Genomic DNA, 26,357 nt, shown 5'->3' with positions numbered 1-26,357 from the left:
GATTCCGGCAGTTCTCGCTGCGCGGGCTGTCCAACGTCGCGGCGGAATGGTCGCTGGTCGCGCTCGCGTGGAACATCAAGCGGATGAACGTATTACGGGGTGTGTAGGGCCGATCAGCGGGCTCTTTGTGCCGCCTAATCGCCCGATTGCCTTCCTCATCCACTTTCAAATACCTTCATCGCGTTTTGACGACTGAGATGAGCCCGCAATCCGGCCGCGAACCCAGTCATGAACCTGATGTTTTGAATCGCGCTTCACCTCAACTCCGACGAGCTCCTAGGGCGTTCCCGTGAGTTCAATTAGCTACCGACCGCGCTCACGAGTCGGCAGCGCGATGCACTCCAGTCAGTGGGACATGCGAGCCCTGACGCCAAACCAACCACGCCGCCGCCAACAGATCGGGCGCGGCGGCGCCTTCCCCGTCCGAGGCGGTCGCTTGCCCAACTTGGGGGGACTGGGCTTGACATCGCGGCCAGCGCGGCCTTTCCTTGCGGAAGGTATGAAGCGAATCCCTTGTCATCGCCCATGTCACTGCTGACTTCCCCTTCAAACTCTCGCCGCACGTGGGCCCTGGACTACACGCGCTTTCGCGGGCAGACGCCCCCGCGTGCCTGCCTGTACCTGCTCGCCGACGTGCGCCGAGGCGTCGCGCTGTCGGCCATGCTCGCCGAGCAGCCGCTTGGGCCGGGCTTGGCCGCGTGGCTGGAGTCGGCCACGATCGGCCGGCCCCCGCCACAGGCGCTGCGCCTGACCGACCTGCTCCCGGAAGACCGGCTGGCGCTGCACGCCTGGTGCGTGGCGCACGGCGTTGTAATCGAACGGCAGACCTACGCCGCGAGTCCGTTCCGGGACCCGGTCGAGCGACTGTTGCACTCGGCGTGGCAAAGCCTCGGTCTGGCACCCGGCAAAGCCGGTGAGCTGCCGACCTGGACAGCCGCGCAGCAGCGGCTGGACGGCTGGTTTCGCGAACATTGCCAGCGCTGAGCGTGGCGTCAGGCAGGCTGCGTCCCTTCCCACTACGCCCGGGCGTAGCGCCATGGCTGTGGCGTGGTGGCACGAGTTAGCACCGTTGGCGATGGCAACGAGGACCCGGTAGCCAACGCGTACTTCTGAACCCCGGCTCCGCTCAGGTGCTGCGGCGCGGCTGGCCCTCCACGCGAGGCGGGCCGACCGTGGCAGCCCGAATGTGTCGGCATTCTTCCGGGGCAAAATGAGACGCATTATGTTGCCCCGCTCTCCCGCAAAAATCCTGACTTTTTTGCATCGGGCCCAAACACAAGAACGGCAAAATCAACGAAGCTCCGAAGCTTGGGGGTGATGCGCCGATCCGGCGCGTACAACACATGCAAGGGCCTCACCGGCGGTTCGTACTTAGGTAACAGCCGCACGAGTGAACCATTGGCCAGGGCCTCTCTGACCAGCTCAAACGGCTGCAACAGAATGCCCACTCCAGCCAGAGCGGCACAAAGGAGCGGCTCCCCATGATCGGCCACCAACCGTCCATGTACCGGCACAACAATTCGGCCATCCGGTCCCTCAAATGTCCAGTGCGTGCGCAGCTTCGTGTGAGAAAAACCCAGGCATTCGTGCTGCTGCAAGTCCCAAGGCGTGGTTAATGCCGGGCGCCCTTCCAAGTAAGCAGGGGCAGCGCACAGCACCAGGCGATATGGTGCCAGCGGGCGCGCGATGAGTCCGCTATCGGAAAGCTCACCGACACGGAAGACGGCATCGTAGCCCTCATCCACCAGATCTACCATTCGATTGGCCAGGCTGAGCTCCACTTCAACGTCCGGATAGCTCTGCAAGTATTCCGGAAGCCGCGTGGCTAGCATGTGCATGCCAAAGCTCACGGGAGCATTGACGCGAAGCTTGCCACGGGGCTCGGCGCGGGTCTCCGCTGCCAGATTCTCGGCAATCTCAACTTCCGCCAGGATGATCTTTGATCGTTCATAGAAGACCTGACCGAAGCCTGTCAGGCTCTGCCGTCTTGTGGTTCGATTGAGCAGGCGCACACCCAAGCGCTGTTCGATGTTCTGCACGTGTTTGCCCACGAGTTGCGGAGACATCTGCAACACTTCCGCTGCAGCACTGAATGATCCGAGTTCCACCGCTTTGGCAAACACTGCCATACAGGTTAGCCGATCCATTAGAAACATTTGTTTGTCAGTGCAACCTCATTTTAGCTATTTATCCCGGATTTTTTCAGATCTATGCTGGATTGCTGGTCCCTGCCCACGCCCGCGAAGGCAAAGGGCTACAGATCTTCGTGGCCGGCGACGATGCTGCGGCCGCGGCGCAAGTGCACGAATTGGCACAGGCGCTGGACTTTGCGCCTGTCGATGCCGGCCCGCTGCGCAATAGCCGATTCCTGGAGCCGGTCGGGATGATGAATATCCAGTTCGGCTATTTCCTTGGCGCCGACCCAACAACCGCACCTATCCGGACGCACGCGTGATTCTGGAGGGTGCCCGACGAGATACGCCTCAATGCAAAGAATCGCCTGCCGCACGTTGTGCGCTCTCGCTCTGACCATTGCATCCGGCACCGCCATGGCGGCCTCCGCCATAACGGTGCTGGGCAAAGACATGACCTTCCACAATAGGATCGAGGGCCTTCCCGCCAAACTCTCTGATTTCAAGGACCTGCAGATAAAGACCTTCACCACCAGTGATGGAGTGAGGCTCTCCTACTGGGAGGCAGGTGAAGGAGAGCCTCTCATTTTCGTTCCCGGGTGGTCGGCCAATGGGGCAGAGTACATCAACGTGATGTATCTCTTGAGCCGGCATTACCACGTTTATGTATTAGACCTTCGCAATCAGGGGTTATCCGATCGGGTGGACTATGGCATTCGAATTTCACGATATGCCGCCGATCTAAAGGAATTCGGCGATCACCTAGGGCTGAATAAGGCGAATTACTGCGGCTGGTCCATGGGGGCTTCGGTGTTGTGGAGCTACATAGACCTGTTCGGCACACACGGCATCCAGAAAGCGGTATTCGTCGACGAGCCGATCTCGATCTATTCCCACGCCGACTGGTCCGAGCAGGAGAGGCTGGACGCGGGCGGCATGACTACATCTCCCGAGCGTATGATAGCGGCCTTCACCGCCGGCGCGCCTGCCAACAGCCTTATCGTCGATTTGAAAGTAATGGAGCGGTACCTGATGAAGGACTCGCCCTATTTCGTGAACTCAGAGGAGTTCGCGAACGCGTTTATCAAGAACGATCCCAAGCATTTAGCCATGGTGTTGTTCGATCATGCTACCAACGACTGGCGTGACGTGATCCGCTACAAGATCGACGTGCCTACTGCAATCTTCACTGGCGAACACAGTAACAACGTGCCTAGCCAGCGTTGGATGCAGAAGACAATTCCGGGAGCGAGGCTCTTCATCTACTCCAAGGCTGAGCAGGGAGATCACTTCTTGATGTTCAAGAACCCTTTCAAGTTTGCGGCTGACCTGCACGCATTCCTGGCGGAGGAGATACGACACGGCGCGCAAAACACGCGTTACGAAGGCACCGCTCTAAGAAATGCTCGCGGCCGCGACACGGCCCCCTCCACTTCCCGACTCGACACGCCTGCAGCGGAAGGCTTGCTGCTCCCAAGTACGCAGGATCAGTCTCTGCATTGACCTACGGAAACGCAATTCGGCAAGCCGCCGTCTTTCCCAAACCGAAATCATCAGGAAAAAAGCACGATGCCAGTAGTCCGCGTTAGTTGGTTCGAAGGCAAAGATGCAAAAGCCAAGAAGGCCGTAGCCGCCGAAATTACCGACAGCATTGTCAAGAATACGGGAACTGATCCCAAGTACATCTACGTCATTTTCGAGGATGTGAAGCCGTCCAATTGGGCCGTCGCCGGCCGGTTGTACGGCGAGGATCCCAAACCTTGAGCCTCGCGTAGCCCGAAGTCCAATGGCCACCAGGCGTCCATGGTGGCGTGGGAAGGGACATGCCGCAAATGCATGACTGGCGAGCGCGTCTGGACTCCTGCATGAAATCGCTCACCAAACACCTCCGACTATGTGACGTTCCTTGCGAGAAGCATCGGCGGGATATTCATCGCTTTGTATTATGCGGCGGCGGCTAGCGTGGCCAGCGCAATCTACGCTCGCGTACCGAACGAAGTACCGCTGGTCCCTTTTGCGCCGTAACCACTGGTGTTTGCACCGGCAAATCCGACTACAGTGTCAATTATGACTTAGTAATTTACCCACACGCCCCCCCGAGTTTAGCCACGTGTAACGCCGTCGTGGTCTCGCTCGGCTGTCTGGAAGGCCGTCGACGTCTGCTTACCCCAATCTCTAGCAGCAGCTCCGGCATCAGCAGTCTTGCCGGCGCGGTTGGCACGGTAGGTTTAGTCTTGGAGCACGAAACGTGGTCTGCCTCATGGCGAGGCATGCTACGTTGCTCTCGGACTGAGTACGCGTCTTGCTGCCGTGCCCATTGAGAATAACAACCCAGCGTCATCGACGATCGCTAATAGCGCGCGACGCTCGTGGCGCTCTCCACGATTGCGGGACGGGGCCCTTCGAACCCGCGCATTGCGCGGATTCGAAACACCACCGCACCCGCAGACCTTCGTTAGCTCGCCATCAAATTGGCGTAGCAGCCAGCGGGCCTCGCGCATCCGCGTTGTGATGTCGAGACCGGAAAATTATGCTAGCTCAGGCTCTGCGAGGCAGCCAGATACGGAACTTGGATTTCGCATTGTGTATTCGTCACGATACTGCACATGCCAGGCAAGGGCCTCCTCGAGGACATGAGGGGTCTGCCCGCCATATGCGGCTGCGCGCTTCACGTAGTCGCGTAAGGCATCGCGATACAGCGGATCTGCGCAATGATCGATGATCCGGCGGGAGCGCTCCCGCGGTGCCAGGCCGCGCAAATCCGCCAGCCCATGCTCAGTCACGATGACATCGACATCGTGCTCGGTGTGGTCGACGTGCGAGACCATTGGCACGATGCTGGAAATGTCACCGTCCTTTGCTACCGATTTGGTCACGAACACCGAGAGATGCGCATTGCGTGCGAAGTCGCCTGACCCGCCGATCCCGTTCACCATGTGTGTGCCGCCGACATGCGTCGAATTGACGTTTCCATAGAGATCGCACTCAAGCGCGGTATTTATCGCGATGAGTCCCAAGCGGCGGATCAATTCCGGATGATTGCTAATTTCCTGCGGCCTGAAAACCAGCCGAGACTTGTATCGATCAATGTCGGAAAGAAAGCGCTCCTGGACGGGGCCGGACAACGCTATCGCGCATGCGGACGCGAATCGCAATTTTCCCGCGTCGAGCAACGCGATCGTGCTGTCCTGCAGGATCTCCGAGTACATCTGGAGGTCCTCAAATGGCGAGTCCGCCATTTCGTGAAGCACCGCGTTGGAGATTGCACCGACACCAACCTGCAAAGGCTGTAGCGAAGGCGAGAGACGGCCAGCGCGAACCTCTTCAACAAAGAAGTGGTTGAGATGCCGCGCAATTCTCTGCGTGATCTCGTCCGGAGGCAGAAGCGTCGTGGGAGTGTCGTTGGCCCGCGTAAATACAATTGCAGCGATCTTCTCCGGATCGACGGAAATGAAGGGCAGTCCAATACGTTGTTCTGGCGCTATCAACGGAATCGGCTGACGATATGGGCGATCGATGGGCACGTAGACGTCATGCATCCCTTCCAGCGACGCGGGCATGTTGAGATTGATCTCGACGATCACCCGCTTTGCCCTCGCCGCGAAGTCCGCCGACGCGCCGACAGATGTCGTGGGAACAATGCCTCCGCATTCGGTAATGGCCGTCGCTTCGATGATGGCGACATCCATGTCCCCCAGATAGCCGGCGCGTAGTTGTTCCACCATCTCCGACAGATGTTGGTCAATGTACATGATCGTGCCGCCATTGATCCGGCGACGCAACCCTGCATCGGACTGGAAGGGCATACGGCGGGCCGTCACGTTAGCATCCGCTAACGTTTTATCAATGTCATGACCCAGCGATGCGCTCGTGATCAAAGTCACTCGCACTGGTTCCCGCTGCGCCCGCCTCGCCACTGCGAATGGCACACTCTTGCAGTCACCAGCGTAGCCGAATCCGCTCATTCCAACGGTCATGCCGTCCTTGACCAGCTTTGCCGCCTCGTCGGCAGTCGTCACCCGGTTACGCAACCGTTCGCAGCGGATCCGTTCGTTCTGCATTGCTCCTCCTTCCATAATTCCTTGTGTCGACGCAGCCTTTGCCTGGAGCGCGCCGTTTCCTCTTGGTCCAAATCCGATTGCCTCACGCATCCGCAGAAGCCGCAAGACGCGAAACACGTTGCATTTCTGCCGACGCTGATGGTGCCCGTGTCTCAATTTTTCGTGGGCAGTGCGCCGGGTACGCTCACCGCCTATGGCACAAGGCCCGACGAATTCGCGAGAAACCCAGCGCAGGCCCTCGGCATCGACGGCCCGGGTAGATCATGTCCAGTTGACGGTTGCCCAAGCAGAAAGGGCTGCCCCTCGCCGATCGACTGCGACTGGTGACGTCCAGCGGCCAGCGACCGCAAGTTCTTCTTGCGCCGATCCACAGCTTCGACCTTAGTCCCCGCGCAAATGCTAGGCCCACCGCCCATTTACGTCAAGTACATGATATATGATTAGCGTCTTTGGCTTGTTTATCTGTGTACAATGACAGTTACATGTCATATTGCATCCGGCCTATATGCCGCTTCAGGCGCTTTCGGGGCAAGCTCGTCGCTGCTGAAGCTCGTCGGCGACACAGACACAAGGTGCATCTTCTGTTCGGACAAACGTGAGAAAGAGAGTCATGGGCCTCATGGGACCCGCCTTACTGAAATTATGGATACGCAGGCTCACACGGTAACCCTTTCCTCTCTCACCTTCGGCTTCGTCGGCGGTGGAAACATGGCGACCGCACTAATATCGGGACTGATTGAAGTCGGAGTTCCATGCCAGTCCATACGAGTGTGCGCGCCATCGATCCAATCGCGTGCAAAGCTTCACGCAAAACTAAAGGTTCAAACTACGCCGGTAATCGATGTCGCATTGGCAAGCTCCGATGTCATCGTGCTTGCCATAAAGCCACAAACGGCTCAGTTCGTCTTGAAAGAGTTGTGCGAGCTACTTGGCGATCGCCAAGACAAAAGCTTAATCGTCAGTGTCGTCGCGGGTATCACGTTGGAACAGCTCGAGACCAGGCTCGGCACTCGAAGGTTGATCCGCGCCATGCCCAACACGCCGTCACAGATTGGCATGGGTATGACGGGTCTGGTCGCCGCTGCGGGAGTACAGGCATCCGATTGCGAAATTGCGTCTGCGATTGCCTCGGCAGTTGGTCAGATCCTCTGGCTGAATGAGGACGCGCTCATGAATGCGGTCACCGCCTTATCGGGTAGCGGACCGGCTTACGTGTTCTATTTTATTGAAGCCATGGAACATGCGGCGGAGCAATTGGGTCTAAGCCCCGAACAAGGGAAGCGACTAGCCATCGAAACATTTTTGGGCTCCGCTGACCTTGCTCGACGTACCAGGAGTCCCATCAAGGAACTGCGACAGCGCGTTACATCGCCTGGCGGGACAACGGAGGCAGCGACCTCTCTGATGGACAAACTCGGCGTGCAGGAAGCGTTCTCTAGCGCCATACTGGCAGCCGCCGCTCAAGGACAGGAATTGAGCCTGCAGTTTCAGCACGATTGGAGTAGCACTGGCGAGTAGGCAATGAGGGGAGCCTTCGAGCGCAAGAAGGTCATCTTTATACGAACCCGCGCTGCCTATTCATGAGGACCTCTCACCGGTAGACGTTCGTCACGGAAAGCAGCCGTGCAACGCAGCGGTGGCTGATTACACGGCAACGGCGAACGCTACCGACAAGCAAATGCACTGGATGACCATGTAGCGCGCGCTCCGCCACGTGACATGTAACGGCCCACAGCCTAATACTCATAGCGCAAGCCAGCGTCATATGGCTCCGTCATTCATTCTTGACTGTATCTGCCTTCCTTCTATAGGACGCATGCTAATCGTCTTCGCACTTGGGGTGGTGCGCTATCACGATATCACGAGGCCAAGCACCTTATTTTGGTGAGTGCAGAGCGCAACTCAGTCTTCTATTTTTTTGTCACGAATTGCTTTACACCGAGATGAACCCTATTGTCCGGCGCTATGGACAGTGTATTGAGGATTCACTCTTTTTCCGACGAAAGCCAGGCCCTATATTACGGATCAAGCGTGGCTTGACCACGAAACCCGAAGAAAAGGACTTCACATCATGAATACCCCCTCACAACGTCGCAATCTTGCTGTCTCCGTACTCTGCGCCGTCGGCCTGACTCTTGCCGCCGCTTCCGCAGCGCACGCTGCACCGTCTGTCTCCGGCTTTGGCCGCATGGACGGCGCCATCAGCCACGTCGGCAAGGTCGATCCGTTCCTGGACGGCGCCAAGCTCGGCAAGGTTGACCCATTCACCGACGGTGGCAAAGTCAGCAAGCCGGATCCGTTCACTGACGGCGCACGCAGCATCCACGAAGCCCGCGATCCGTTCACCGATGGAGCCTGAATGCGGCTCCTAGCGTAAGCTGACGGGCGGGACGCTACCACACCGGGTCGGTTTCCCGCTCCGGGTCCGGCACCGGCTCGGACGCCATCATCGGCTCAATCGCCTCCATGACCGGGTGCAACTCGCGCGACTGGAGTAGCCCGTCGCGCAGCAAAGCAAAAGACGCAAAGCCGCTTGAGTTGTAGTCACGAGGACTACGCCTGAAGCAGGTTTCTGCACGTTCCCGCGTCAAGATGACCTAAGCCTGCAGCGCGCCACCTCGCCGGAGTTGCCCCGACCTTGCGGCGAAATGCCTCCGTGAAATGCGATTGACTCGAAAAGCCCAACCTCACGGCGATGTCGGCAATCCGATTTCGGTAGCATCAATATGGACAGTGCCGACCTATCGGCATTCAAGAATCGCGGCGGCAAGATCCTCACTTGGCATGGGCTGGCTGACGAACTGGTCGTGCCACAGGGCACAGTTAACTACTACAACAGAGTTGCCGCGCAAATGGGCGGCATCGCAAACGTACAGAGCTTCTATCGGCTTTATCTGGTCCCTGGACTCGGACACAGCACTTCCAATGGCACCTCCAATCCTGAGGCGGCAATTCCGAATTTCTCGTCAGATCAGATGTATTCGATGCTCACCGATTGGGTAGAAAAGGCATTGTCCCCAACCAGGCGACTCTGCGGGCAACCAACGGGACGGCGACACGAAGCATATCTGCGCCTTACAGGCGTTATTGCAGGGATACTGTCTACTCGGTATCCCTGCGGGGATCTCGGCATGCCGAATTCAGGCCGGCGCTCAACGCGACGTCGCGCGGCGCGCGCTGGGCACCCGGGCAGTGTCCGTCAGACGAAATCGAGCACTTCGTCCACCGTCTTACGTGGCTTCTGCGGCCAGTTCTTTTCCCCCGGGTATCCCACTGTTACCAGCATGACGGGCACGTCGTTGGCACTCAAAAAGCTTCGGAGACTTGCTGCGCATTGAAGCCGATCATTGGACCGGACACCAGACCCTTCCCTTGAGCAGCCAGCATGAGTGTCATCGCGGCCAGTGATCCCGAGCGGACGGCTTCATCACGCTGAAAGGTCGGATTTTCCGTGTACAACATGTTGTCCGCGGCACCAATCCATCCCTTATAGACCGTCTCGTCAATGATGCCGGGGCTTTGCATCAGCATCTCGATTCCAAGGCTCGCGTGCTGATACAGCCGATTTCCCGCGTCTGTCAGTTTCGTCCACGTGCACGCAACCGAACGTCGGGTCGATCCGTTTGAAGACGGCATCGACGTCGCACTGCGGGTTGGCTCCATTACTCACGAATCGATGGTGGCCCGCCAAGTCCTGAGTTATCGCCACGTCCTGGTGGCGAGCCCGAAACTGATAGGCCGTCACGGCTTGCCACGAACGCCTGACGATCTGCAGCGATTTCCATGCGCGGTTTGGGGACTCGATACGAGTGCGACATGCCAGTGGGAACTGGGCGAGTCCGTTGTGACGCCGGACGCTGTCATGGTAACGAATGACTACGCGCATCTGCGTAGGAATGCCCTCGCGGGCCAAGTACTTACCGAATTGCCACCTTTTTTGGCCGCGGATAGCATTCGTGCTGGCCACCTGGTTCCGTTGCTGGTCGGCCATCCGATGCCGGAGCAACACATCAATTTGCTTTATTCCTCGCACCGGTACCTTTCTGCCATCGTGCGTGCGTATCTGGACTTCTGTGAAGCACAGGCCGTCCACATCATGGAGGCCTGTCAGCCATAGCAGCTAGCAAGACTGCCGGACATCTTCCTGGCGGCGCCACACAGTTGCAATCCGCCCTCAATCCAAACTCGTCTCGACCGTCAGGCCGAGAGCCCAGCCGCACGATCCCTACCGATACGACATCTTCTGGGTTTTTGGTGCCCCTCCGCTGAAGGACCGGAGAAGAGCATCTCGATCTTCAGCGAGTGAGACGCTTTCGCGTAGACGCCGGCTTCCCTCCTCCGGAAACTCAATCCAGCCGTCCGAGCGGCCCTCCGACAGCATGTAGTCCAACTGCCACTTATATGTAGGCTTCTTTACCTATCTATTCGTGACACATTGCATAAAGCACGGTATTTACCCTAACCGCGCGTCGAACACTATGTAATGATCTTGACCTATATGCCGCGATCCACCATATTACCTTCAGCCCAGCCCAGAGAACCTCAACGAGGTCATCCGCGAACTGGAGCCTGTTCAACATCGCTTCCCGGAAGTCATCATCGCAGCTCCGTCCTGTCCAGACGAGGCAGGCATCGTCGTGCGGCAGCGAGCCCGGCGCTGTTGACTTTTCCAGGCGCAGCAACGTGGAGGAGAAACACAATGCAGCATATAGACGTACACAAACTGGCCGATGAAGCCAGGTTCAACAACTTCCACGCGCGCGTGCTAGCGTGGTGTCTATTGGTGATCATCCTTGACGGCTACGACATCGCCGTGGCCGGCGCGGCGCTGCCGTCGATCATGAAGGAAATGGGCGTCAATGCTTCGACGGCTGGCTTCATGGCCAGTTCAGCCCTGTTTGGCATGATGTTCGGCGCCATCTTCCTCGGCGCTCTGTCCGACAGGATCGGCCGCAGGTGGACCATCTCATTGTGTGTTCTTCTGTTCAGCGTATTCACTGCGGCGGCCGGGCTCACCAATGATCCGGTTACCTTCAGCGTTATGCGCTTTATCGCCGGTCTCGGGATTGGCGGCGTCATGCCAAACATCGTCGCGCAGATGACGGAGTATTCCCCGCGCCAGGTCCGCAGTTTCATGACCACCGTGATGTTCTCCGGCTATGCAATCGGAGGCATCCTGGCGGCCGTCATCGGCAAGCAGTTCATCGCTAGCTTCGGTTGGCAGGTCGTCTTCTTTGCGGCGGGCGTACCGGTGATTCTGATCCCTTTCATCTTGAAGACGATGCCGGAGTCGCTGTCGTTCCTGGTCTCGCGCCAAAATCAGCGGGACTTGAGCGAAGTCGTCCGGCAGATCAATCCGCAGCTAAGGCTCGATGCCAGCGCGACGTTCCAGGTGCCGGCACAGGACCGCACCGCTGGCGCGCCGGTGGTGCGGTTGTTCCAGGATGGACGCGGCGTCAGCACGATCATGTTCTGGATCGCGTTCTTCACCGGCTTGTTCATGATCTATGCGCTCAGCACCTGGCTGACCAAGCTGATGGCAATGTCGGGGTATAGCCTCGGCAGCGCGTTGAGCTTTGTCATCGCCCTGAATCTTGGCGCGGTCATTGGTGCGATCGGCGGTGGCTGGCTTGCAGACCGGTTCCATATCAAGTGGGTGCTGGTGACCATGTATGCGCTTGGCAGCGTGTTCCTGTATCTGATGACATTCAAGCCTTCGACCGAGGTGCTCTACGTGATCATCGCTGCCGTCGGAGCTTGCACGACCGGAGCTCAGATCGTGGCGTATGCCTACAGCGGACAGTTCTATCCGATGTCGATCCGCTCGACAGGGGTTGGCATGGCATCCGGCATCGGACGCTTGGGGGCAATCGTGGCACCTGTGCTGATCGGCGTGATCGTCTCCCTAAAATTGCCGCTGCAGCAAAACTTTCTGGTCATCGCCGCCGCCGGCATCGTGGGTGCTCTTGCGCTAGCCTGCATCAATCATCGCCAGTCGGCATCGGAGAAGCACGACCTTGACCGTACGACGGCAGCCGTCTCGGCAGCGCCGGCAAATATGCGGAGTTGACCTGCGGTTTTCTCCCCCAAAAAAAGCTAGCGCAATTTGACTAATAAAAAGCCGCCCGCTAGTTCATATGAACTTCGGCGCGGCGTTTTCGTATGTCGAATAGGCGCAGATTTCCCAGCGTCCCAGCATAAACTGATCTCATCTTCTGCTCGCCGGCTCGTCCCGGGACCGAAGGCAAAAGTATCCATTTGAGATAGATATGAACGAGACAAAAGCAATCCGGATTCAGGAAACCGGCGGGCCAGAGGTAATGAAATGGGTGGATGTTGACCTGCCCGAACCCGGTCCGAGGGAGATCCGTGTCAGGCATGAGACAGTAGGACTCAATTTCATCGATGTTTACTTCCGGACGGGGCTATACCCCATGCCACTACCGGGAGGAATTGGCATGGAAGCTGCCGGCACCGTGATCGCGATCGGGGAGGAAGTCCGTCGGTTCACGATTGGGGATCGCGTCGCCTATGCAGGCCGGACTCCGGGTGCCTACGCCATGGAGCGAACGGTACCGGAAGACGAAGTCGTACTTCTTCCGGACAGTGTCAGCTTTGCAGAGGCCGCCGCTGTTACCCTGCAGGGACTGACCACTCAGTACCTGCTGCGCCGGGCCTATCGGGTAAAGGCAGGCGATACGATACTGATCCATGCTGCGGCGGGCGGCGTAGGCCTCTTGGCATGCCAGTGGGCGAAAGCTTTGGGTGCTACGGTCATAGGAACCGTCAGCTCGGATGCGAAAGCCGAACTCGCCAGGGAAAACGGTTGCGACTTCCCCATTGTCTACTCCCGCGAGAACTTCACTGAGCGTGTGCGTGAGATCACCGATGGCCAAGGAGTTCCTGTGGTCTACGATTCCATCGGAAAAGACACCTACATCGGCTCCCTTGACTGTCTGGCGCCCTTGGGAACCTTTGTCAGCTTCGGTAATTCGTCAGGCCCCTTGCCACCGCTCGAGGCGTTCGAACTCACCCGACGCGGCTCGCTGTTCTTTACGCGCCCGCAGTTGTTCCACTACGCCGCAAAAACCAGTGATCTCGATGAGATGGCGCGGGACCTCTTTGCGATGATCGGCACCGGCCTGGTCAAGGCGAATATCGGCAGACGTTACCCACTGCTGGACGTTGCGCAAGCTCACACTGACTTGGAGAGCCGAAGCACAGTCGGCTCGAGCATTCTGATTCCACCAGGCTAAAGAGCAAAGCTGGACAGAACCGCACTGACCGGGCTTTTACCCGGTTGGAACCGTTCGTCCCTTGTTCTTGAGTATGGGCGGTGCAAGACAGCCGTTCCTGGTATCCACTGCGAAACACTCAGCGCGAGCGATCGCTGCATTCGTTCGCTACCAATATGTCCAAATCATCAGCATCTTCCGACCCTTCCAATTCCGTTGAATTTTCCACGCCGCCATACGGATCATATCCCGCCGGAAAAACTCAGCCGCGCAGGCAGGTTACCACCACCCGCATTGCAGAAATGCATGCCGCCGGGGAACGCATCGCCATGCTGACTGCGTATGACGCCACTTTTGCCGCGATGGCAGATTCGGCAGGCGCGGATTGCATACTTGTGGGCGATTCCCTCGGCATGGTTTGTCAAGGCATGAGCAGCACGGTAGCGGTAACACTGGACAGCATGCGATATCACACCGGTTGTGTGTCCCAAGGGCTTGCTCGTGCCGCAGGACGGGCCATGCTTGTCAGCGACCTGCCCTTCGGCTGCTACCACGGATCGCGGGATCGGGCCATGGAATCAGCAGTGGACCTGCTCCAGGCTGGCGCCAGCATGGTGAAGCTGGAGGGCGGCGGCTGGACAACTGACGTGGTCAGCTTCCTTGTCGAGCGCGGGATCCCGGTATGCGGCCATCTGGGTCTTACTCCGCAAACAGTTTCCGCACTGGGTGGCTATCGCGTGCAGGGCCGCGAAAAGGCTGCCGGCGATCGGCTGCTCGCTGATGCCCGAGCCTTGCAGGGTGCAGGTGCCACCATGCTGGTCCTTGAGATGGTCCCGGCCGCGCTTGCCAGCGCCATCACTGCCGAACTGTCTTCCTGCGCCACCATAGGTATCGGCGCCGGCAACGGTACTGCAGGCCAGGTGCTCGTCATGCACGACATGCTTGGAGTGAATCTTGGACGAATGCCGAAGTTCGTACGCAACTTCATGGATGGGGCCAGTGGCATCCATTCTGCATTCGCGTCCTATGTGGCAGCCGTGAAGGACGGCTCATTTCCGAACAACGAATTGCACGCCTGGTAGGCAGGCGTCACCCGCATAACCGCAAACGTCAATGACAGGAGAAGATATGGCGAAGGGCTACTGGATCGGACAGGTCGATATTACCGACGCCGAGTTATTCGGTGCGTATAGCAAGCTGAACCAGCTTGCCTATCAGAAATACGGCGGTCGCTATCTGATACGGGGAGGCCGGTCAGAGGCCGTGGAGGGCCACTACCGCTCCCGCTTGGTCGTAATCGAGTTCAAGGACTACGAAACAGCGATGGCCTGCTATCAATCGCCCGAGTACCGCCGCGCAGCGGAACTGCGCAAGGCAGCGTCCCTCGGAGATGTCATAGTAGTGGAGGGATACATCGGCCTGCAACCGGATGATGCGCTGGCGGAGAACGTAATACGGTGATTCTGGCTTCCTGACAAACGGTGAGTGCGGCGAGACACTCGTTACCTCACCGCATCATTGCGCCAACTTACTCGCGCTGCCCCAGGTACCCCTCTATCACCACAATGTCCGCTTGTGAACAAGGCGTACGCAGCGATTTGGCACGCTGATACTCAAGCGAGTGATAGCAATCCAGGGCGATCTGATAGGTCTCGAATTCAATCACGACCACGCGGGAACGCATCGTCCCCTCCACAACGGACTTCTCGCCGTTCCTGATCAGGAACCGTCCTCCATAAGTATTGAAGACTGCCTTGTTTGCATCAATGTAGCGCTTGTAGCCGTCGATATCTTCGACGTCGACCAGAGCAATCCAATATCCATTCGACATTGTCGTCGTCCTGAAACTCATGAGGGTTTTCGTGCTCCCGGTAATGCGCGTAAGGCACTACCGGGTCTGCTGGGCGGAGAAACGTTCCGCCCCAATAGTCACGCGTCAGATATGCCCAGCTACCAACTTGCCGAGTCGGGCGATACCCTCCTCGATCCGATCCGGTGAAACCGTGACGAAGGCCAGCCGCATGGTGTTGTGGCGCGGATTTTTTGCATAGAACGGAGCGCCAGGAACGAAGGCCACCTTGTTGGCAACGGCCTCTTCGAGCAAGGCCATCGCGTCGATGTTTTCGGGCAACTCCACCCAGATGAACATGCCGCCCTCTGGCTGGCTCCAGCTTACCCCTGCCGGCATATGGCGCGAAAGCGCATCCAGCATTACTGAACAGTGCTTGCCATATAGATCGCAGACTGCGGCGATATGACTGTCAAGCATGCCCGTCTTCAGGACTTCGTAGGCGACACGTTGCGTAAAGCTTGGCGTATGCAGATCCGACGCCTGCTTCGCCTGCACGAGCTTGGCGTGGATATCCGCCGGCGCAATCATGTAGCCCAGGCGCAGTCCCGGCGCCAGGACCTTTGAGAATGACCCCATGTACACAACCCCCGACGGGTTCAGTGAATGCAAGGAGGGCAGAGCTTGTCCGCTATAGCGCAGTTCACCATATGGGTTGTCCTCGATTAGAAGAAGGCCGAGTTCCTCCGCACGCGCCACGAGCGCTTGGCGGCGCTCCAGCGTCAGCCTGCGCCCGGTGGGATTCTGGAAGTTGGGAATCGTGTAGAGAAACCTGGCTTCCGCAGCCAGCGCTTCGGTGAGCAAGCCGGGTTGAAGGCCACTTTCATCGGTCGGCACTTCGGCATAGGAAGGTTCAGAGAGCGAGAACGCCTGCAAGGCACCCAGATATGTTGGTGCTTCCACCAACACCTTGCTGCCCGGATCAATGAATACTTTCGCGAGCAGATCCAGCGCCTGCTGCGACCCGGTCGTGATCAGCACGTTGCTCACATCCACGCCGTGCTTGTCCGCGACCCATTGCCGCAGCGGCTGAAGCCCTTCGGTAGGTGCGTACTGCAGCGACGCCGCAGGCGCCTCGGCAAAGAGACGCTCACATGCCGACTGAAGCGCCTGCACGGGAAATGTTTGCGCAGATGGAAGCCCGCCAGCAAATGAGATGATCTCCGGTCTCTCTGTGAGCTTGAGAACCTCCCGGATGACGGAGCTCGTCAATGCCTGTGCCCGACGGGAAAAATGGGTGCCGTACTTTGCCATGTTGTCATACTCCTTGATGTCTTGCCTGCGCATGTCACGCTGCGTGAGCCTTGTTGTGTTGTTCGCTATGATTCATTTGCCGCCCCGTCGCTAGTGCGGTCAGCGCTACCTCACGCCGCGTGCCATGGCCCTTGATCGCTTGTTCCTTGACCGGCCCGAAGCCTCGGATCTCCATCGGCAACGCCGCGAATTCCACGACCCTACCAAGGTTCTCTCGTGAGAGACGGGAGCAAAGGACGCGAATGTCGTGGAAGTATTCGGCAATGAGGCGACGCTCAGTCTTCCTCTCCGCGGTGTACCCAAATACATCGAGTGCCGTTCCGCGCAGTCCGCGCAAGCTGCTCAAGCCCTTCATGACCGGGAAGATCCACGGCCCGAATTTCTTCTTTTTCGGCCGACCTGTCTTCGGGTCAAGCTTTGAGAGCAGGGGCGGCGCAAGCCATAGCGACACCTTCTTCGCGGTCGAGAACTGTTCCGCCAGTGAATCGCGAAAGGCTGGCGTCGAATAAAGGCGAGCCACTTCATACTCGTCTTTGTAAGCCATCAACTTGTAGGCGCTACGGGCAACTGCCGCTGCCAGCGCTTCGCTTCCTGGCTCGATCGCTTGCTCGGCGTGCCGCACCAGTTCTACCAAGGCATGGTATTTGTCCGCGTAACGGCCATCCTGGTACTCCGCCAACTGCTGCCGGTGCAGTGCGACAAGGCCATCCAGCGTTGCAGGCTCAACGGCGTGTTGGCCGGATGGCGCGCTGATGGCGTCGAGCGCCTCTGGCGTGGCTGCGGCAATGCGCCCCCAGTTGAAGGCAGCCTTGTTCATCTCGACGGCTGCGCCATTGCGCTCGATCGCCCTTTCGATTGATTCGCGGCTCAAGGGAACCAGCCCTTGCTGCCAGGCGTAACCCAGCATCATCGTGTGCGTGGGAAGGGTATCTCCAAAGAGGCGTTGCGCAAGCGCGCTCGCGTCTAGCGCATGGAAGCTAGAACCCCTGCAGCGACTCTTGATGCGATCATGCATCAGCCGCGTCGGCAACTTCGCATCCCGATTGCTGATGACGTCCGGAGTGGGGGTCTCGGCCAAGTTGACCACCGCGGCAGTCCTGGACGAGGAGAGCCTGAGCAGCGAGTCGGCAGCCGCGGACACGACAAGATCCGCCCCCAGGAGAAGATCTGCCCTGCCCTCGCCGATACGTGACGCCGGCATCTGGAAGTCAGCCATGGCAATACGGACCTGACTGACCACCGCTCCATTTTTCTGTGCCATCCCCGTGAAATCGAGCACCGAGGCGGCAAGATCCTCTTCACTGGCAGCGGCGCCAAGGAGCGCACCCATAGTCAGTACGCCGGTGCCACCGATGCCGGTGATATAGATATTGAACGAGTCCTCGAGGACCGGAAGCGCGGGCAACGGCAACCCCGCGACGAGTTCCTTTTCCAATGCCGCAATCCGGCGAACATCCGGCTTGCGCAGGGTGACGCCCTCGACCTCGACAAAGCTCGGACAGAAGCCCTTCACGCAGGAAAAGTCCTTGTTGCAGGCACTCTGGTTGATCGTCCGCTTGCGGCCAAGATCAGTCTCCAGAGGCTCAATGGAAATGCAGTTCGATTGGACCGAGCAGTCCCCGCAACCCTCGCAGACCTGGTGATTGATAAACAGCCTCCGATCTGGATCGGGGGCTTCCTTGCGCTTGCGCCGGCGACGCTTCTCGGCCGCGCATGTCTGCTCGTAAACGATGGCCGTCACGCCCGGCACTTCGCGCAACTCTCGCTGCACAGCATCCAGCGTGTCGCGATGGTGAACCTCGACCCCGGCCGCGAGCGCCTTCCGGTCACGCCAACGCAGCGGATCGTCTGTTATGAGCGCAATCCGTCCAACGCCTTCAGCGTGCAACTGCCGGGTGATGCGAGCAGGATCGTTGAAACCCTCGGCCGGCTGCCCGCCGGTCATGGCAACGGCGTCGTTGTACAGGATCTTGTAGGTGATGTTGGTCTTCGCGGCGACCGCGGCGCGAATGGCCAGCAGGCCCGAGTGCTGATATGTGCCGTCCCCCAGGTTCTGGAACACATGACCTGTCCTGGAGAATGGTGCCGCGCCAATCCACTGCGCGCCCTCTCCCCCCATCTGGCTCATGGTCATTGTTTTGAGTTCCGGCTGCGAGAGCGCCATCACGTGGCAGCCGATGCCACCGCCACTGATCGAGCCGTCCGGGGTACGTGTCGAAGTATTGTGCGGGCACCCCGAGCAGAAATATGGCCTCCGAATCGGGATGACTACTGCGGGCGGCTTCTTCGCGGCCTGGTCCAGCGATGCAAGACGCTCCGTCAACCAGGGCGCATCGATGCCGTTGACCAGTGCGCGCCGCACGAGTACGCGCGCTACAAGGTATGCACTGAATTCCGACACCTCGGGTAGCAAGGCGTGGCCCGTGTCATCCGTCTTTCCAGTGACGACCGGACGTTGCGACGCCGGCCGGTGGAACAACGCCTCCTTAAGCTGCGCTTCGACATTGGAACGCTTTTCCTCCACCACCAGAACTTCCCGGTGGCCTGCCGCGAAAGCGCAAGCGCCCACAGTTTCCAGGGGCCAACTCATTGCAACCTTGTAGATTGACACACCAAGCGCGCGCAGGTCATTGTGACTGAGGCCAAGGTCGAGGCACGCCTGCATCACGTCCTGGTGCGCCTTGCCGACGGTGATGATGCCGAGGCGCTTCACCGGAGCCTGGACAATGGTCTGATCGATCCGGTTTGCTCTCGCCCATGCTCGCGCGGCAGGTAGCCGCTCGTCGATCAGGCGCCGCTCCAGTTCACCCCGCTGGCCAGGCCACGCGACCGTTGGATCCCAGTTAAGCCCATGAGCCGGCATGACAAAGTCCTCCGGCTCGCGGAAACTTGGCCATCTCGCCAGCTCAATCGTGGATGCCGTTTCCACCACTTCAGCAATCGTCTTGAGCGATACCCACAAGCCCGAGTAGCGCGACATGGCAAAGCCAGCGAGCCCGAGCTCGATGACTTCGCGGACATTCGCAGGCTGGAGAACAGGGATGGACGCCGAGTGAAAGATCCCGTCGGTCTGGTGGGGAAATGATGAAGACTGCGCGGCATGGTCATCGCCAGAGACAGCGAGCACACCGCCGAATCGGGAGGTGCCGAACATGTTGGCACACCGGAATACGTCTCCCGTGCGGTCCACCCCGGGGCCTTTCCCGTACCAGATGCCAAAGACTCCATCTACCTTGGCTTCGCCATAGGCACGGTGCATTTGGGCGCCCCAAAGCGCCGTAGCAGCCAAGTCTTCGTTCAGGCCCGGCTGGAAGACCACATCATGGGCAGTAAGCTGTTTCGACGCCTTCCACAGTTGCTGGTCATAGGCGCCAAGCGGGGAGCCTCGGTAGCCAGAAACCAGGCCAGCCGTCTTCCAGCCGCGAGCGCGATCCAGTTCACGCTGGATCATGGGGAGGCGCACCAGGGCCTGGATACCGGTCAGGAAAGTGCGTTGTCCGGGAATGTCCGCACGCATCGCGCCGGACGAAGATTGAGCATCAGCCATGAGGCCTCCGGGAAAGAAACATTCTCAGAATGAGAGTAATTTTATGTTTCCAACCGAAGGCGTTTGCGCCAAAATGAATTAGCTATCCCTGTCCAGGTAGCTTCTCTGAACCACAAATTCCAGTTCACGCAGAGTATATGAACTCCGATCAAACACTCGATAAAACAGACATCAGGATCTTGCGCGAGCTGTCGGCCGACGGTCGTCTAAGCTGGCGGGAACTGTCAGAACGCATCGGCTTGTCGCTCACGCCGACGCTCAAGCGCGTCCACAAGCTCGAAAAGCAAGGGTTCATCCGCGGCTACGTCGCGAAGCTCGACGAAAGCAAGCTGATCGGCGAGCTCAATGTCTTTGTTCTGGTGTCTTTGAACAATCAGTCCGAAGCTGCCATAGCCCGCTTCGAAAAGGAAATCGTGGTTGCGCCTGAGGTGATGAGTTGCTTCACGATGACAGGCGATGCCGACTTCATCCTTCGCGTCCTGGTGCCAGATCTGAACTCATACCAGAGCTTCCTGACGCGCACGCTGACCCGAATTCCGGGCGTTGAGCATATCCGTTCCAGCTTCGCACTGAAGACGGTGCTGAATCGCACGTCGCCGATGCTTTGAGCCGTTAGGTTGCTGGTGACTCGTTGTTGTGGCTACCTTCCATCATGCTCAGGCGCTTGTATAGGTATGAGCGCGAGATACCGAGTTCTTCCGCCACGCGCTTCTTGTTGCCTCCGGTCCGGCGCATCGCCTCGAGGATCAGCTCGGATTCGACGCGCTCCTTGGCCTCGCGGATGTCTGCTCCTCCCCTTTCGCTTTGCGGCGGGGAAATGGCCCGATTACTTCCATATTGATGCTCCGCGCCTTCGAGGTGTCCAAAGTCCGCAATGGACAATGTTGGCCCATCGCAGAAAATCGCAGCGCGCTCGACTGCGTGCTGCAGTTGGCGGATATTGCCTGGCCACGCCCGTGATTGCAGATACCGGATCGCCTGGTCCGAGATTCCCTTCTTGGGTGCACCATGGCGCATCGCAAATGCCTCAAGGAATGTGTCAGTCAGCTCTGGAATATCCTCGAGCCGGTCGCGCAACGCCGGCAGACGCAAAGTAACCGCGCTAATGCGATAGAACAGATCCAGGCGGAAGGTCGAGCTCGCGATCATGGATTTGAAGTCGCGGTTACTTGCCGAAATCAGGCGGAAGTCCGAGTGCCGTGCCCGCTCGCCACCAATTCGCTCGAACTGTCCGTCTTGCAGGACACGCAGCAGTTTCACCTGCATGTCGATCGGCATGTCACCAATTTCATCCAGGAACATGGTGCCTGTGTCCGCCGCTTCGAACTTGCCCTTTCGGCCCTTCCGGTCGGCTCCCGTGAACGCTCCGGGTTCGTAGCCAAATAACTCGCTTTCCACCAGATTGGGGGGCATCGCTGCCGCATTGACGAGGATCAGCGGCTTGTCGCTGCGGGGGCTCAGCATATGGATGGCATGGGCGACCATCTCCTTACCCGTGCCGCTCTCACCGGCCAACAGGACCGGCACGTCGAGCGGCGCAACCCGCAGGATGTCCTCCTTAAGTCTGCGCACTGAGTCGCTGCTGCCGACAATTTGATCTAGCCCGTAACTGCGATTGCGAATGCCGGAAAGCTCGCGCTTGTAAAAGTCCAGTTCCTGCTTGACCCGTGCCAATTCGGCCGTCAGCTCCTTCATTACCTCCGGGCCCTTGAACATCACCTGTCCGATGGCAGCCACCACTCGCTTGTTGCGGTCAAAGATAGGCAAGCGCGAAACGACGCGCGTAACGCCATTCATCTCCTGCAGTTGCGCGACTTGCGCCTTGCCGGTCTTGACCACCTCCTGGAGCCTGGTGTTCTCTATGACATCGGTCACCGGCCGGCCAATTGCTTCCCCATGCTTGAGCCGGAAGAAACGTTCATGTACCGGGCTCATGTAGGTAATCTTGCCCGCGGTATCGACCACCACCATGGCCTTGTAGGGGTCCGTCACAAAGTGCCTGAGGATGTCCTCGGCCGAATCCACGCTGGCCAGGAATTCCGTCAGTTCGTCTGCTTCCTGCACGGCGAAGATCAGAAAGCAGACGGAATCGCGCGTAGAAATGGCCGCCACCGTCAGCGGGCGCTCCAGTTCCGTCATGGCTGAAAGCCGCTTGACGGGAATGCGGGCCCGGTTCTGCCACATGCGGCTCAGCGAACCGGCAACCAGCGTGTCGCGGCCCAGCCCGCTTGAAAATGTCGTCTTGCCCTCGTTGTCCAGGACGAGGATGCCTTCCGAGTCTCGTTTCATGTCTCCACCACAGGATGAGCGTGGCCTGCCGTAAGTGTCTTCGCCGAAGACACAAGTGCCTTTCCGACTACGCTCGAGTACAGCCTCGAATACAGCCCAATTCTAAGACCTGTGGCAGTTATCTGCCGCACTAATGCAGGCCCCTCGCGGCTTCAGGCCAAGCGGGAATTGGGTCCCTGGAACTCGCAAGGGATTACCGCAAAGCGCATGCCAATACATTGGCACGCCCTTTGCGGTTACCGGTGCGAACTTGTTCACCGGACCCGAAATGAACGCCCTGAATACACTCCCGCAGCTCACCGAAGGTCCGGGCTTGCGATGCCTCGAAGGCGTATGTGTGCTGGACTTCACCACCTCAGTCGCTGGCCCATATGGCACCCTGCTGCTCGCCGACCTTGGCGCGGAAGTCATCAAAGTCGAAAAGCGCACGGGCGGCGACGATACGCGCAGTTGGGGGCCACCGTTCCTCGATGGCGAGTCGCTGTGGTTCCTGAGCATGAACCGCAACAAACAGAGCATGACGGTCGACCTAACCAGGGCCGAGGGTCGCAGCATCGCCCATCAACTAGTGCGACAGGCCGATGTCGTCGTCCTGAGTACGACGCAGCGGGTGCAGGAAAAGCTCGGGCTGGATTACGCCACGCTCAAGGCGATCCACCCGGCCCTGATCCATGTGTCGGTGACCGGCTTCGGCCTGCAGGGCGAGCGTGCCGACCTGCCCTGCTATGACCTAATCGCCGAAGGTTACTCTGCCGTAATGCATCTCACCGGCGAGCCAGGACGGCCCGCGCAGAAGATCGGCACCCCCGCGGCCGACCTGCTAGCGGGCCAGGATATTGCCATGGCTACGCTCGCCGCGCTATTCGAGCGGGAACGCACCGGCGCCGGCAAGCAGATCGACGTATCGATGGTTGCCACCGCCACGCGCTTCATGGCGCCGAGGATCGTCCCGTTCCTCGGGTCCGGCGATCCGCCAACGCGTTCAGGCGGCACCGACTCAGTCATTGCCATCTACCAGGTGTTCGAGACGGCCGACTTTCCCATCACGCTCGGCCTGGGCAACGACGCCATCTGGCAGCGCTTCTGGGAAGCGGTCGACCAACCCGCCTATGGCAAGCAAGCCGGCTTTGAGACCAATGCCAAGCGCCGTCAGGCACGCGCAACGATCGTCGCCGCCATCGCCAAGATCCTGGCTACCCAGCGGCGTGAACACTGGCTGGCGCTGTTCGCCCGGCACCGCATCCCGGCCGGGCCGATCAACAGCATCGACCAGTTGGTCGACGACCCGCCGTTGCGCGCCGCCGGCATGTTCTTCGCGGGGCAAGGCGCTGTGGGCCGCGTCCCGCAGGTTGGCCTTGGCATCGCCTTCGACGGCGCCAGCGCCGTCTATCGCACCCCTCCCCCTGCCCTCGGGCAGGACACTGAGCGCATTCTCGCGGAACGTCTTTCTATGTCCGCGACGTGTATTGCAGGCCTCATCGACGCAGAAATCGTCTAACAAGGAGACACAATGAGCTACTCGGAAATCCTCTACGAAGAAGACGGCCCCATCGGCACGATCACGCTGAACCGGCCGGAAGACGGCAACATGTTCACGGAGACCATGTGCCACGAAATCCGCGACTGCATCAACGCGATCCGCCGTGAAACCCGTACCCGCGTGATCGTGATCACCGGCGCTGGCGACAAGTTCTTCTGCACCGGCGGCCGCAAGGACGGCATGCAGGACACCACACTCTATGCCGGGGTGCTGCCGACGCTGGAGATGTACGAGAGCATCGACCGGCTGCAAAAACCCGTGATTGCTTCGGTCAATGGCTTCGCGGTCGGCGGCGGCAATGTCCTGCAGGTGGTCTGCGACCTGACGATCGCGAAGGAGTCAGCCATCTTCCGCCAGGTAGGCCCGATGGTCGGCAGCTTCGACGCCGGCTACGGAACGTGGTACCTGGAAGATCTGGTCGGAAAGAAGCGCGCCAAAGATATCTGGTACCGCAACCCCAAGATCACCGCCCAGGAGGCGGTCGAGATGGGCCTGATCAACCGTGTTGTCCCCGATGACCAGTTGCGCGCGGCGACCCGCGAGTATGCCCTGGAGGTCGCCGAGCGCGGCGCATTCGCACTGGCCTCGCTGAAGAGCGCCTTCAATGCGCGTCACGGCGGCGTGGGCGGCCTGTCGCGGATGGCGCACGACCTCCTGCTGCGCGGCTACCTCGAATCGGACGAGCACGACGAGCTGGCAGCCGCCTTCGCCGAGCGCCGCAAGCCCGATTCCTCGAAGTTCGGGCATTGAAGTACGGGTGACCATCATGCAGAACATTCTGACCCTTCACAACCCCCAGAATGCGAGGGACTACTACCTGTCTGGCATCTGGCAGCAGGAGACGCTGTACACGCTGGCCCGGCGTCATGCGCGCGAGCGCCCCACTTCCTGCGCGCTGCGCGATGCCGATGTCAGGCTGACCTGGCGCGAAGTGGTCGACTGGGTCGACAGCGTCGCTGAAGCGCTCCATCGCCAAGGCATGAAGCCGGGCGACCGCGTCGGCATCTGGCTGCCCAACGTGGTGCAGGCCACTATCATCTTCCTGGCGTGCTCGCGCAATGGCTACGTCTGCTGCCCGTCGCTGCACCAGAACTATACCGTCGACGATATCTGCACGTTGTTGAACCGGATCCAGTGCCGGGCGCTGTTCGCAATGCCAGGCTACGGCGCCGACTCCGATCGCAACTCCATCTTCTCCCGGGTCGCGGATATCCCGACGCTGGCGTGCGTCTTTGCGCAGCCCAATCCGGCTGCCGGCGACCCCGCGCTGCACGAAGGCGCCCTCCCGTTCCCGGACAGACAGCCCCCTTCAGCCCTTTCCACGCCGGACCTGAACCCGGACAAGATCGTCTATCTGGCCTTCACATCTGGCACCACCGGCCTGCCCAAGGGTGTCATGCATAGCGACAACACGCTGCTGGCGAATGGCCGTGCGCTGGTCGAGGACTGGGGCCACACGGCCGGTACCACGCTGCTGACGCTCAGCCCGATGAGCCACCACATTGCGACGGTCGCGATGGAGCAGATGCTGGTTGCCGGGCTGGAGATGGTGATGACTAACCTGCGGGCAGGCAAGCACGCGCTCGACTGGATCCTCGAAACGGGCGCGACCTACGTAATGGGCGTGCCCACGCATGCGATGGACATCCTGCAGGCGGTTCGCGACCGCAACATGACGTCGCTGGGTGAGGTCCGCACCTTCTACATGGCCGGCGCGGCAATCCCCCGCGAAGTCGCGCAGAAGTTCGTCAGCCTCGGCGTGACGCCTCAGAACGTGTACGGCATGACCGAAAACGGCTCGCACAATTACACCGTTCCGACCGACACGCAGGACACCATCGTATCGACCTGCGGTCGCGCATGCCGGGGCTATGAGGTAAAGCTCTGGAAGCAGGACAACATCGACGAAGAGGCCGAGGTCGGTGAAGTCGGCGAGATCGGCGGGCGCGGTGGGCTACTGATGCTCGGGTACTTCAGCAATCAAGTGGCGACCGAGACCTCGTTCAACATCCATGGCTGGTTCATGAGCGGAGATCTCGGCATCCTTGACGAGAACGGCTGCGTGGTGATCGTCGGGCGCAAAAAGGACCTGATCATCCGCGGCGGACACAATATCCATCCGGCTCGGATCGAAGAGCTTGCCATGCGTCATCCCAAGGTCGAACGTGCCGCAGCCTATCCGGTCCAAGACGAGCGACTGGGCGAAAAGGTCTGCCTCGCGGTCATCGTGCGCGCAGGGCAAGAACTCCTTTCGAGCGACATGCTGGAACATCTCGCTGGCTGCGGCTTATCCAAATACGACATGCCGGAGTACTTCCTCGGACTCGATAGCTTTCCCCTCACCGCGAGCGGAAAGATCCTCAAACGCGAACTGATCGAGATGACCTTGCGCGGACAACTGAAGCCGACGGCGGTGCGCTACCGGGCGCGCGCCGTCGCGGGAGCATGAT

The 26,357-nt window shown here is 59.6% G+C and carries 24 protein-coding genes; 16 read left to right on the top strand and 8 right to left on the bottom strand.

What is annotated here, in order from left to right:
* Positions 1–525 precede the first annotated feature (525 nt).
* Positions 526–984: a hypothetical protein gene (locus A3A5_RS0124245; protein WP_018313086.1), complete on the top strand. Its 459-nt coding sequence runs from the start codon at positions 526–528 to the stop codon at positions 982–984.
* A 236-nt stretch (positions 985–1,220) separates the two neighbouring features.
* Here the strand turns inward: A3A5_RS0124245 and A3A5_RS0124240 are convergent, their stop codons facing one another.
* Positions 1,221–2,147: a LysR family transcriptional regulator gene (locus A3A5_RS0124240; RefSeq protein ID WP_035813618.1), complete on the bottom strand. Its 927-nt coding sequence runs from the start codon at positions 2,145–2,147 to the stop codon at positions 1,221–1,223.
* On the opposite strand from A3A5_RS0124240, the gene A3A5_RS0124235 reads away from it, so the two are divergent.
* From A3A5_RS0124235 to A3A5_RS0124225, 3 genes are all read left to right on the top strand, one after another.
* Positions 2,093–2,455 carry a hypothetical protein gene (locus A3A5_RS0124235; RefSeq protein ID WP_232431444.1) on the top strand — a complete coding sequence of 121 codons (363 nt, stop codon included), beginning with the start codon at positions 2,093–2,095 and terminating at the stop codon, positions 2,453–2,455. The genes A3A5_RS0124240 and A3A5_RS0124235 overlap by 55 nt on opposite strands.
* Positions 2,456–2,486: 31 nt before the next feature.
* A complete protein-coding gene (locus tag A3A5_RS0124230; RefSeq protein ID WP_018313083.1) occupies positions 2,487–3,635 on the top strand; it encodes an alpha/beta fold hydrolase in 1,149 nt (382 codons plus the stop codon).
* 66 nt (positions 3,636–3,701) lie between these two features.
* On the top strand, positions 3,702–3,896 hold the full coding sequence (locus tag A3A5_RS0124225) for a 4-oxalocrotonate tautomerase family protein (RefSeq protein ID WP_018313082.1): 195 nt from the start codon (positions 3,702–3,704) through the stop codon (positions 3,894–3,896).
* 764 nt (positions 3,897–4,660) lie between these two features.
* On the opposite strand, the gene A3A5_RS0124220 is transcribed toward A3A5_RS0124225, so the two are convergent.
* Positions 4,661–6,193, bottom strand: a complete 1,533-nt coding sequence (locus tag A3A5_RS0124220; protein WP_018313081.1) for an acetyl-CoA hydrolase/transferase family protein — start codon at positions 6,191–6,193, stop codon at positions 4,661–4,663.
* 642 nt (positions 6,194–6,835) lie between these two features.
* On the opposite strand from A3A5_RS0124220, the gene proC reads away from it, so the two are divergent.
* A complete protein-coding gene (gene proC, locus A3A5_RS0124215; RefSeq protein ID WP_018313080.1) occupies positions 6,836–7,711 on the top strand; it encodes a pyrroline-5-carboxylate reductase in 876 nt (291 codons plus the stop codon).
* 553 nt (positions 7,712–8,264) lie between these two features.
* Positions 8,265–8,552, top strand: coding sequence for a hypothetical protein (locus A3A5_RS43580; RefSeq protein ID WP_026201076.1), 288 nt, complete (start codon positions 8,265–8,267; stop codon positions 8,550–8,552).
* A gap of 194 nt (positions 8,553–8,746) precedes the next feature.
* On the opposite strand, the gene A3A5_RS45795 is transcribed toward A3A5_RS43580, so the two are convergent.
* The gene (locus A3A5_RS45795) at positions 8,747–8,884 is read right to left on the bottom strand and encodes an AraC family transcriptional regulator (protein ID WP_198293175.1); all 138 of its coding nucleotides are present in this window, start codon (positions 8,882–8,884) and stop codon (positions 8,747–8,749) included.
* A 35-nt stretch (positions 8,885–8,919) separates the two neighbouring features.
* On the opposite strand from A3A5_RS45795, the gene A3A5_RS45110 reads away from it, so the two are divergent.
* On the top strand, positions 8,920–9,531 hold the full coding sequence (locus A3A5_RS45110; RefSeq protein ID WP_232431443.1) for a tannase/feruloyl esterase family alpha/beta hydrolase: 612 nt from the start codon (positions 8,920–8,922) through the stop codon (positions 9,529–9,531).
* Here A3A5_RS45110 and A3A5_RS39320 read toward each other — a convergent pair.
* Complete coding sequence (locus A3A5_RS39320; protein WP_018313077.1) at positions 9,500–9,724, bottom strand: hypothetical protein; 225 nt, start codon at positions 9,722–9,724, stop codon at positions 9,500–9,502. The two genes, A3A5_RS45110 and A3A5_RS39320, sit on opposite strands and share 32 nt — an antisense overlap.
* 61 nt (positions 9,725–9,785) lie before the next feature.
* Here A3A5_RS39320 and A3A5_RS39315 point away from each other — a divergent pair, with 61 nt between their 5' ends.
* The 5 genes from A3A5_RS39315 (at position 9,786) to A3A5_RS0124175 (ending at position 14,889) form a co-directional block, all read left to right on the top strand.
* Positions 9,786–10,310 carry a substrate binding domain-containing protein gene (locus A3A5_RS39315; protein WP_018313076.1) on the top strand — a complete coding sequence of 175 codons (525 nt, stop codon included), beginning with the start codon at positions 9,786–9,788 and terminating at the stop codon, positions 10,308–10,310.
* Positions 10,311–10,892: 582 nt separating this feature from the next.
* Complete coding sequence (locus A3A5_RS0124190; RefSeq protein ID WP_018313075.1) at positions 10,893–12,263, top strand: aromatic acid/H+ symport family MFS transporter; 1,371 nt, start codon at positions 10,893–10,895, stop codon at positions 12,261–12,263.
* A gap of 199 nt (positions 12,264–12,462) precedes the next feature.
* The gene (locus A3A5_RS0124185; RefSeq protein ID WP_018313074.1) at positions 12,463–13,449 is read left to right on the top strand and encodes a quinone oxidoreductase; all 987 of its coding nucleotides are present in this window, start codon (positions 12,463–12,465) and stop codon (positions 13,447–13,449) included.
* 155 nt (positions 13,450–13,604) lie between these two features.
* The gene (gene panB, locus A3A5_RS0124180; RefSeq protein WP_026201075.1) at positions 13,605–14,510 is read left to right on the top strand and encodes a 3-methyl-2-oxobutanoate hydroxymethyltransferase; all 906 of its coding nucleotides are present in this window, start codon (positions 13,605–13,607) and stop codon (positions 14,508–14,510) included.
* 46 nt (positions 14,511–14,556) lie between these two features.
* Entirely contained in the window at positions 14,557–14,889 is a 333-nt protein-coding gene (locus tag A3A5_RS0124175) for a DUF1330 domain-containing protein (protein WP_018313072.1), read from the top strand.
* A 67-nt stretch (positions 14,890–14,956) separates the two neighbouring features.
* Here A3A5_RS0124175 and A3A5_RS0124170 read toward each other — a convergent pair whose 3' ends face one another.
* From A3A5_RS0124170 to A3A5_RS0124160, 3 genes are all read right to left on the bottom strand, one after another.
* A complete protein-coding gene (locus tag A3A5_RS0124170) occupies positions 14,957–15,280 on the bottom strand; it encodes a DUF1330 domain-containing protein (protein WP_018313071.1) in 324 nt (107 codons plus the stop codon).
* An 84-nt stretch (positions 15,281–15,364) separates the two neighbouring features.
* The gene (locus tag A3A5_RS0124165; protein ID WP_018313070.1) at positions 15,365–16,564 is read right to left on the bottom strand and encodes a PLP-dependent aminotransferase family protein; all 1,200 of its coding nucleotides are present in this window, start codon (positions 16,562–16,564) and stop codon (positions 15,365–15,367) included.
* A gap of 1 nt (position 16,565) precedes the next feature.
* Entirely contained in the window at positions 16,566–20,078 is a 3,513-nt protein-coding gene (locus A3A5_RS0124160; RefSeq protein ID WP_018313069.1) for an indolepyruvate ferredoxin oxidoreductase family protein, read from the bottom strand.
* 137 nt (positions 20,079–20,215) lie between these two features.
* On the opposite strand from A3A5_RS0124160, the gene A3A5_RS0124155 reads away from it, so the two are divergent.
* Complete coding sequence (locus A3A5_RS0124155) at positions 20,216–20,686, top strand: Lrp/AsnC family transcriptional regulator (protein WP_018313068.1); 471 nt, start codon at positions 20,216–20,218, stop codon at positions 20,684–20,686.
* Between the two features lie 4 nt (positions 20,687–20,690).
* Here A3A5_RS0124155 and A3A5_RS0124150 read toward each other — a convergent pair whose 3' ends face one another.
* Entirely contained in the window at positions 20,691–22,367 is a 1,677-nt protein-coding gene (locus A3A5_RS0124150) for a sigma-54-dependent Fis family transcriptional regulator (protein WP_018313067.1), read from the bottom strand.
* 268 nt (positions 22,368–22,635) lie between these two features.
* On the opposite strand from A3A5_RS0124150, the gene A3A5_RS0124145 reads away from it, so the two are divergent.
* Genes A3A5_RS0124145 through A3A5_RS0124135 form a run of 3 tightly spaced genes read left to right on the top strand, consistent with a single transcriptional unit; the run spans position 22,636 to position 26,356 of the window.
* Positions 22,636–23,865: a CaiB/BaiF CoA-transferase family protein gene (locus tag A3A5_RS0124145; RefSeq protein ID WP_026201072.1), complete on the top strand. Its 1,230-nt coding sequence runs from the start codon at positions 22,636–22,638 to the stop codon at positions 23,863–23,865.
* Positions 23,866–23,877: 12 nt separating this feature from the next.
* On the top strand, positions 23,878–24,657 hold the full coding sequence (locus A3A5_RS0124140; RefSeq protein ID WP_018313065.1) for an enoyl-CoA hydratase-related protein: 780 nt from the start codon (positions 23,878–23,880) through the stop codon (positions 24,655–24,657).
* Positions 24,658–24,673: 16 nt separating this feature from the next.
* Positions 24,674–26,356, top strand: a complete 1,683-nt coding sequence (locus A3A5_RS0124135; protein ID WP_026201071.1) for a class I adenylate-forming enzyme family protein — start codon at positions 24,674–24,676, stop codon at positions 26,354–26,356.
* Position 26,357 lies beyond the last annotated feature (1 nt).

Origin of the sequence: Cupriavidus sp. UYPR2.512 (genome assembly GCF_000379565.1) — a bacterium.
GTDB lineage: Bacteria > Pseudomonadota > Gammaproteobacteria > Burkholderiales > Burkholderiaceae > Cupriavidus.
Note: the sequence above shows the minus strand (reverse complement) of the source record. Positions and strands in the feature narration are given on the sequence as shown.

Bases quoted from the DNA above. Each gene is read 5' to 3' on its own strand.
- A3A5_RS0124240 (WP_035813618.1), bottom strand. From the start codon at position 2,147: ATGGATCGGCTAACCTGTATGGCAGTGTTTGCCAAAGCGGTGGAACTC.
- A3A5_RS0124220 (WP_018313081.1), bottom strand. From the start codon at position 6,193: ATGCAGAACGAACGGATCCGCTGCGAACGGTTGCGTAACCGGGTGACG.
- A3A5_RS0124155 (WP_018313068.1), top strand. From the start codon at position 20,216: ATGAACTCCGATCAAACACTCGATAAAACAGACATCAGGATCTTGCGC.
- A3A5_RS39320 (WP_018313077.1), bottom strand. From the start codon at position 9,724: ATGCTGATGCAAAGCCCCGGCATCATTGACGAGACGGTCTATAAGGGA.
- A3A5_RS0124170 (WP_018313071.1), bottom strand. From the start codon at position 15,280: ATGAGTTTCAGGACGACGACAATGTCGAATGGATATTGGATTGCTCTG.
- A3A5_RS0124175 (WP_018313072.1), top strand. From the start codon at position 14,557: ATGGCGAAGGGCTACTGGATCGGACAGGTCGATATTACCGACGCCGAG.
- A3A5_RS0124235 (WP_232431444.1), top strand. From the start codon at position 2,093: ATGATCCGAGTTCCACCGCTTTGGCAAACACTGCCATACAGGTTAGCC.
- A3A5_RS0124185 (WP_018313074.1), top strand. From the start codon at position 12,463: ATGAACGAGACAAAAGCAATCCGGATTCAGGAAACCGGCGGGCCAGAG.
- A3A5_RS0124160 (WP_018313069.1), bottom strand. From the start codon at position 20,078: ATGGCTGATGCTCAATCTTCGTCCGGCGCGATGCGTGCGGACATTCCC.
- A3A5_RS0124140 (WP_018313065.1), top strand. From the start codon at position 23,878: ATGAGCTACTCGGAAATCCTCTACGAAGAAGACGGCCCCATCGGCACG.
- A3A5_RS0124225 (WP_018313082.1), top strand. From the start codon at position 3,702: ATGCCAGTAGTCCGCGTTAGTTGGTTCGAAGGCAAAGATGCAAAAGCC.
- A3A5_RS0124135 (WP_026201071.1), top strand. From the start codon at position 24,674: ATGCAGAACATTCTGACCCTTCACAACCCCCAGAATGCGAGGGACTAC.
- A3A5_RS0124150 (WP_018313067.1), bottom strand. From the start codon at position 22,367: ATGAAACGAGACTCGGAAGGCATCCTCGTCCTGGACAACGAGGGCAAG.
- A3A5_RS0124230 (WP_018313083.1), top strand. From the start codon at position 2,487: ATGCAAAGAATCGCCTGCCGCACGTTGTGCGCTCTCGCTCTGACCATT.
- proC (WP_018313080.1), top strand. From the start codon at position 6,836: ATGGATACGCAGGCTCACACGGTAACCCTTTCCTCTCTCACCTTCGGC.
- A3A5_RS0124145 (WP_026201072.1), top strand. From the start codon at position 22,636: ATGAACGCCCTGAATACACTCCCGCAGCTCACCGAAGGTCCGGGCTTG.
- A3A5_RS0124165 (WP_018313070.1), bottom strand. From the start codon at position 16,564: ATGCGCAGGCAAGACATCAAGGAGTATGACAACATGGCAAAGTACGGC.
- panB (WP_026201075.1), top strand. From the start codon at position 13,605: ATGTCCAAATCATCAGCATCTTCCGACCCTTCCAATTCCGTTGAATTT.
- A3A5_RS43580 (WP_026201076.1), top strand. From the start codon at position 8,265: ATGAATACCCCCTCACAACGTCGCAATCTTGCTGTCTCCGTACTCTGC.
- A3A5_RS45110 (WP_232431443.1), top strand. From the start codon at position 8,920: ATGGACAGTGCCGACCTATCGGCATTCAAGAATCGCGGCGGCAAGATC.
- A3A5_RS0124190 (WP_018313075.1), top strand. From the start codon at position 10,893: ATGCAGCATATAGACGTACACAAACTGGCCGATGAAGCCAGGTTCAAC.
- A3A5_RS0124245 (WP_018313086.1), top strand. From the start codon at position 526: ATGTCACTGCTGACTTCCCCTTCAAACTCTCGCCGCACGTGGGCCCTG.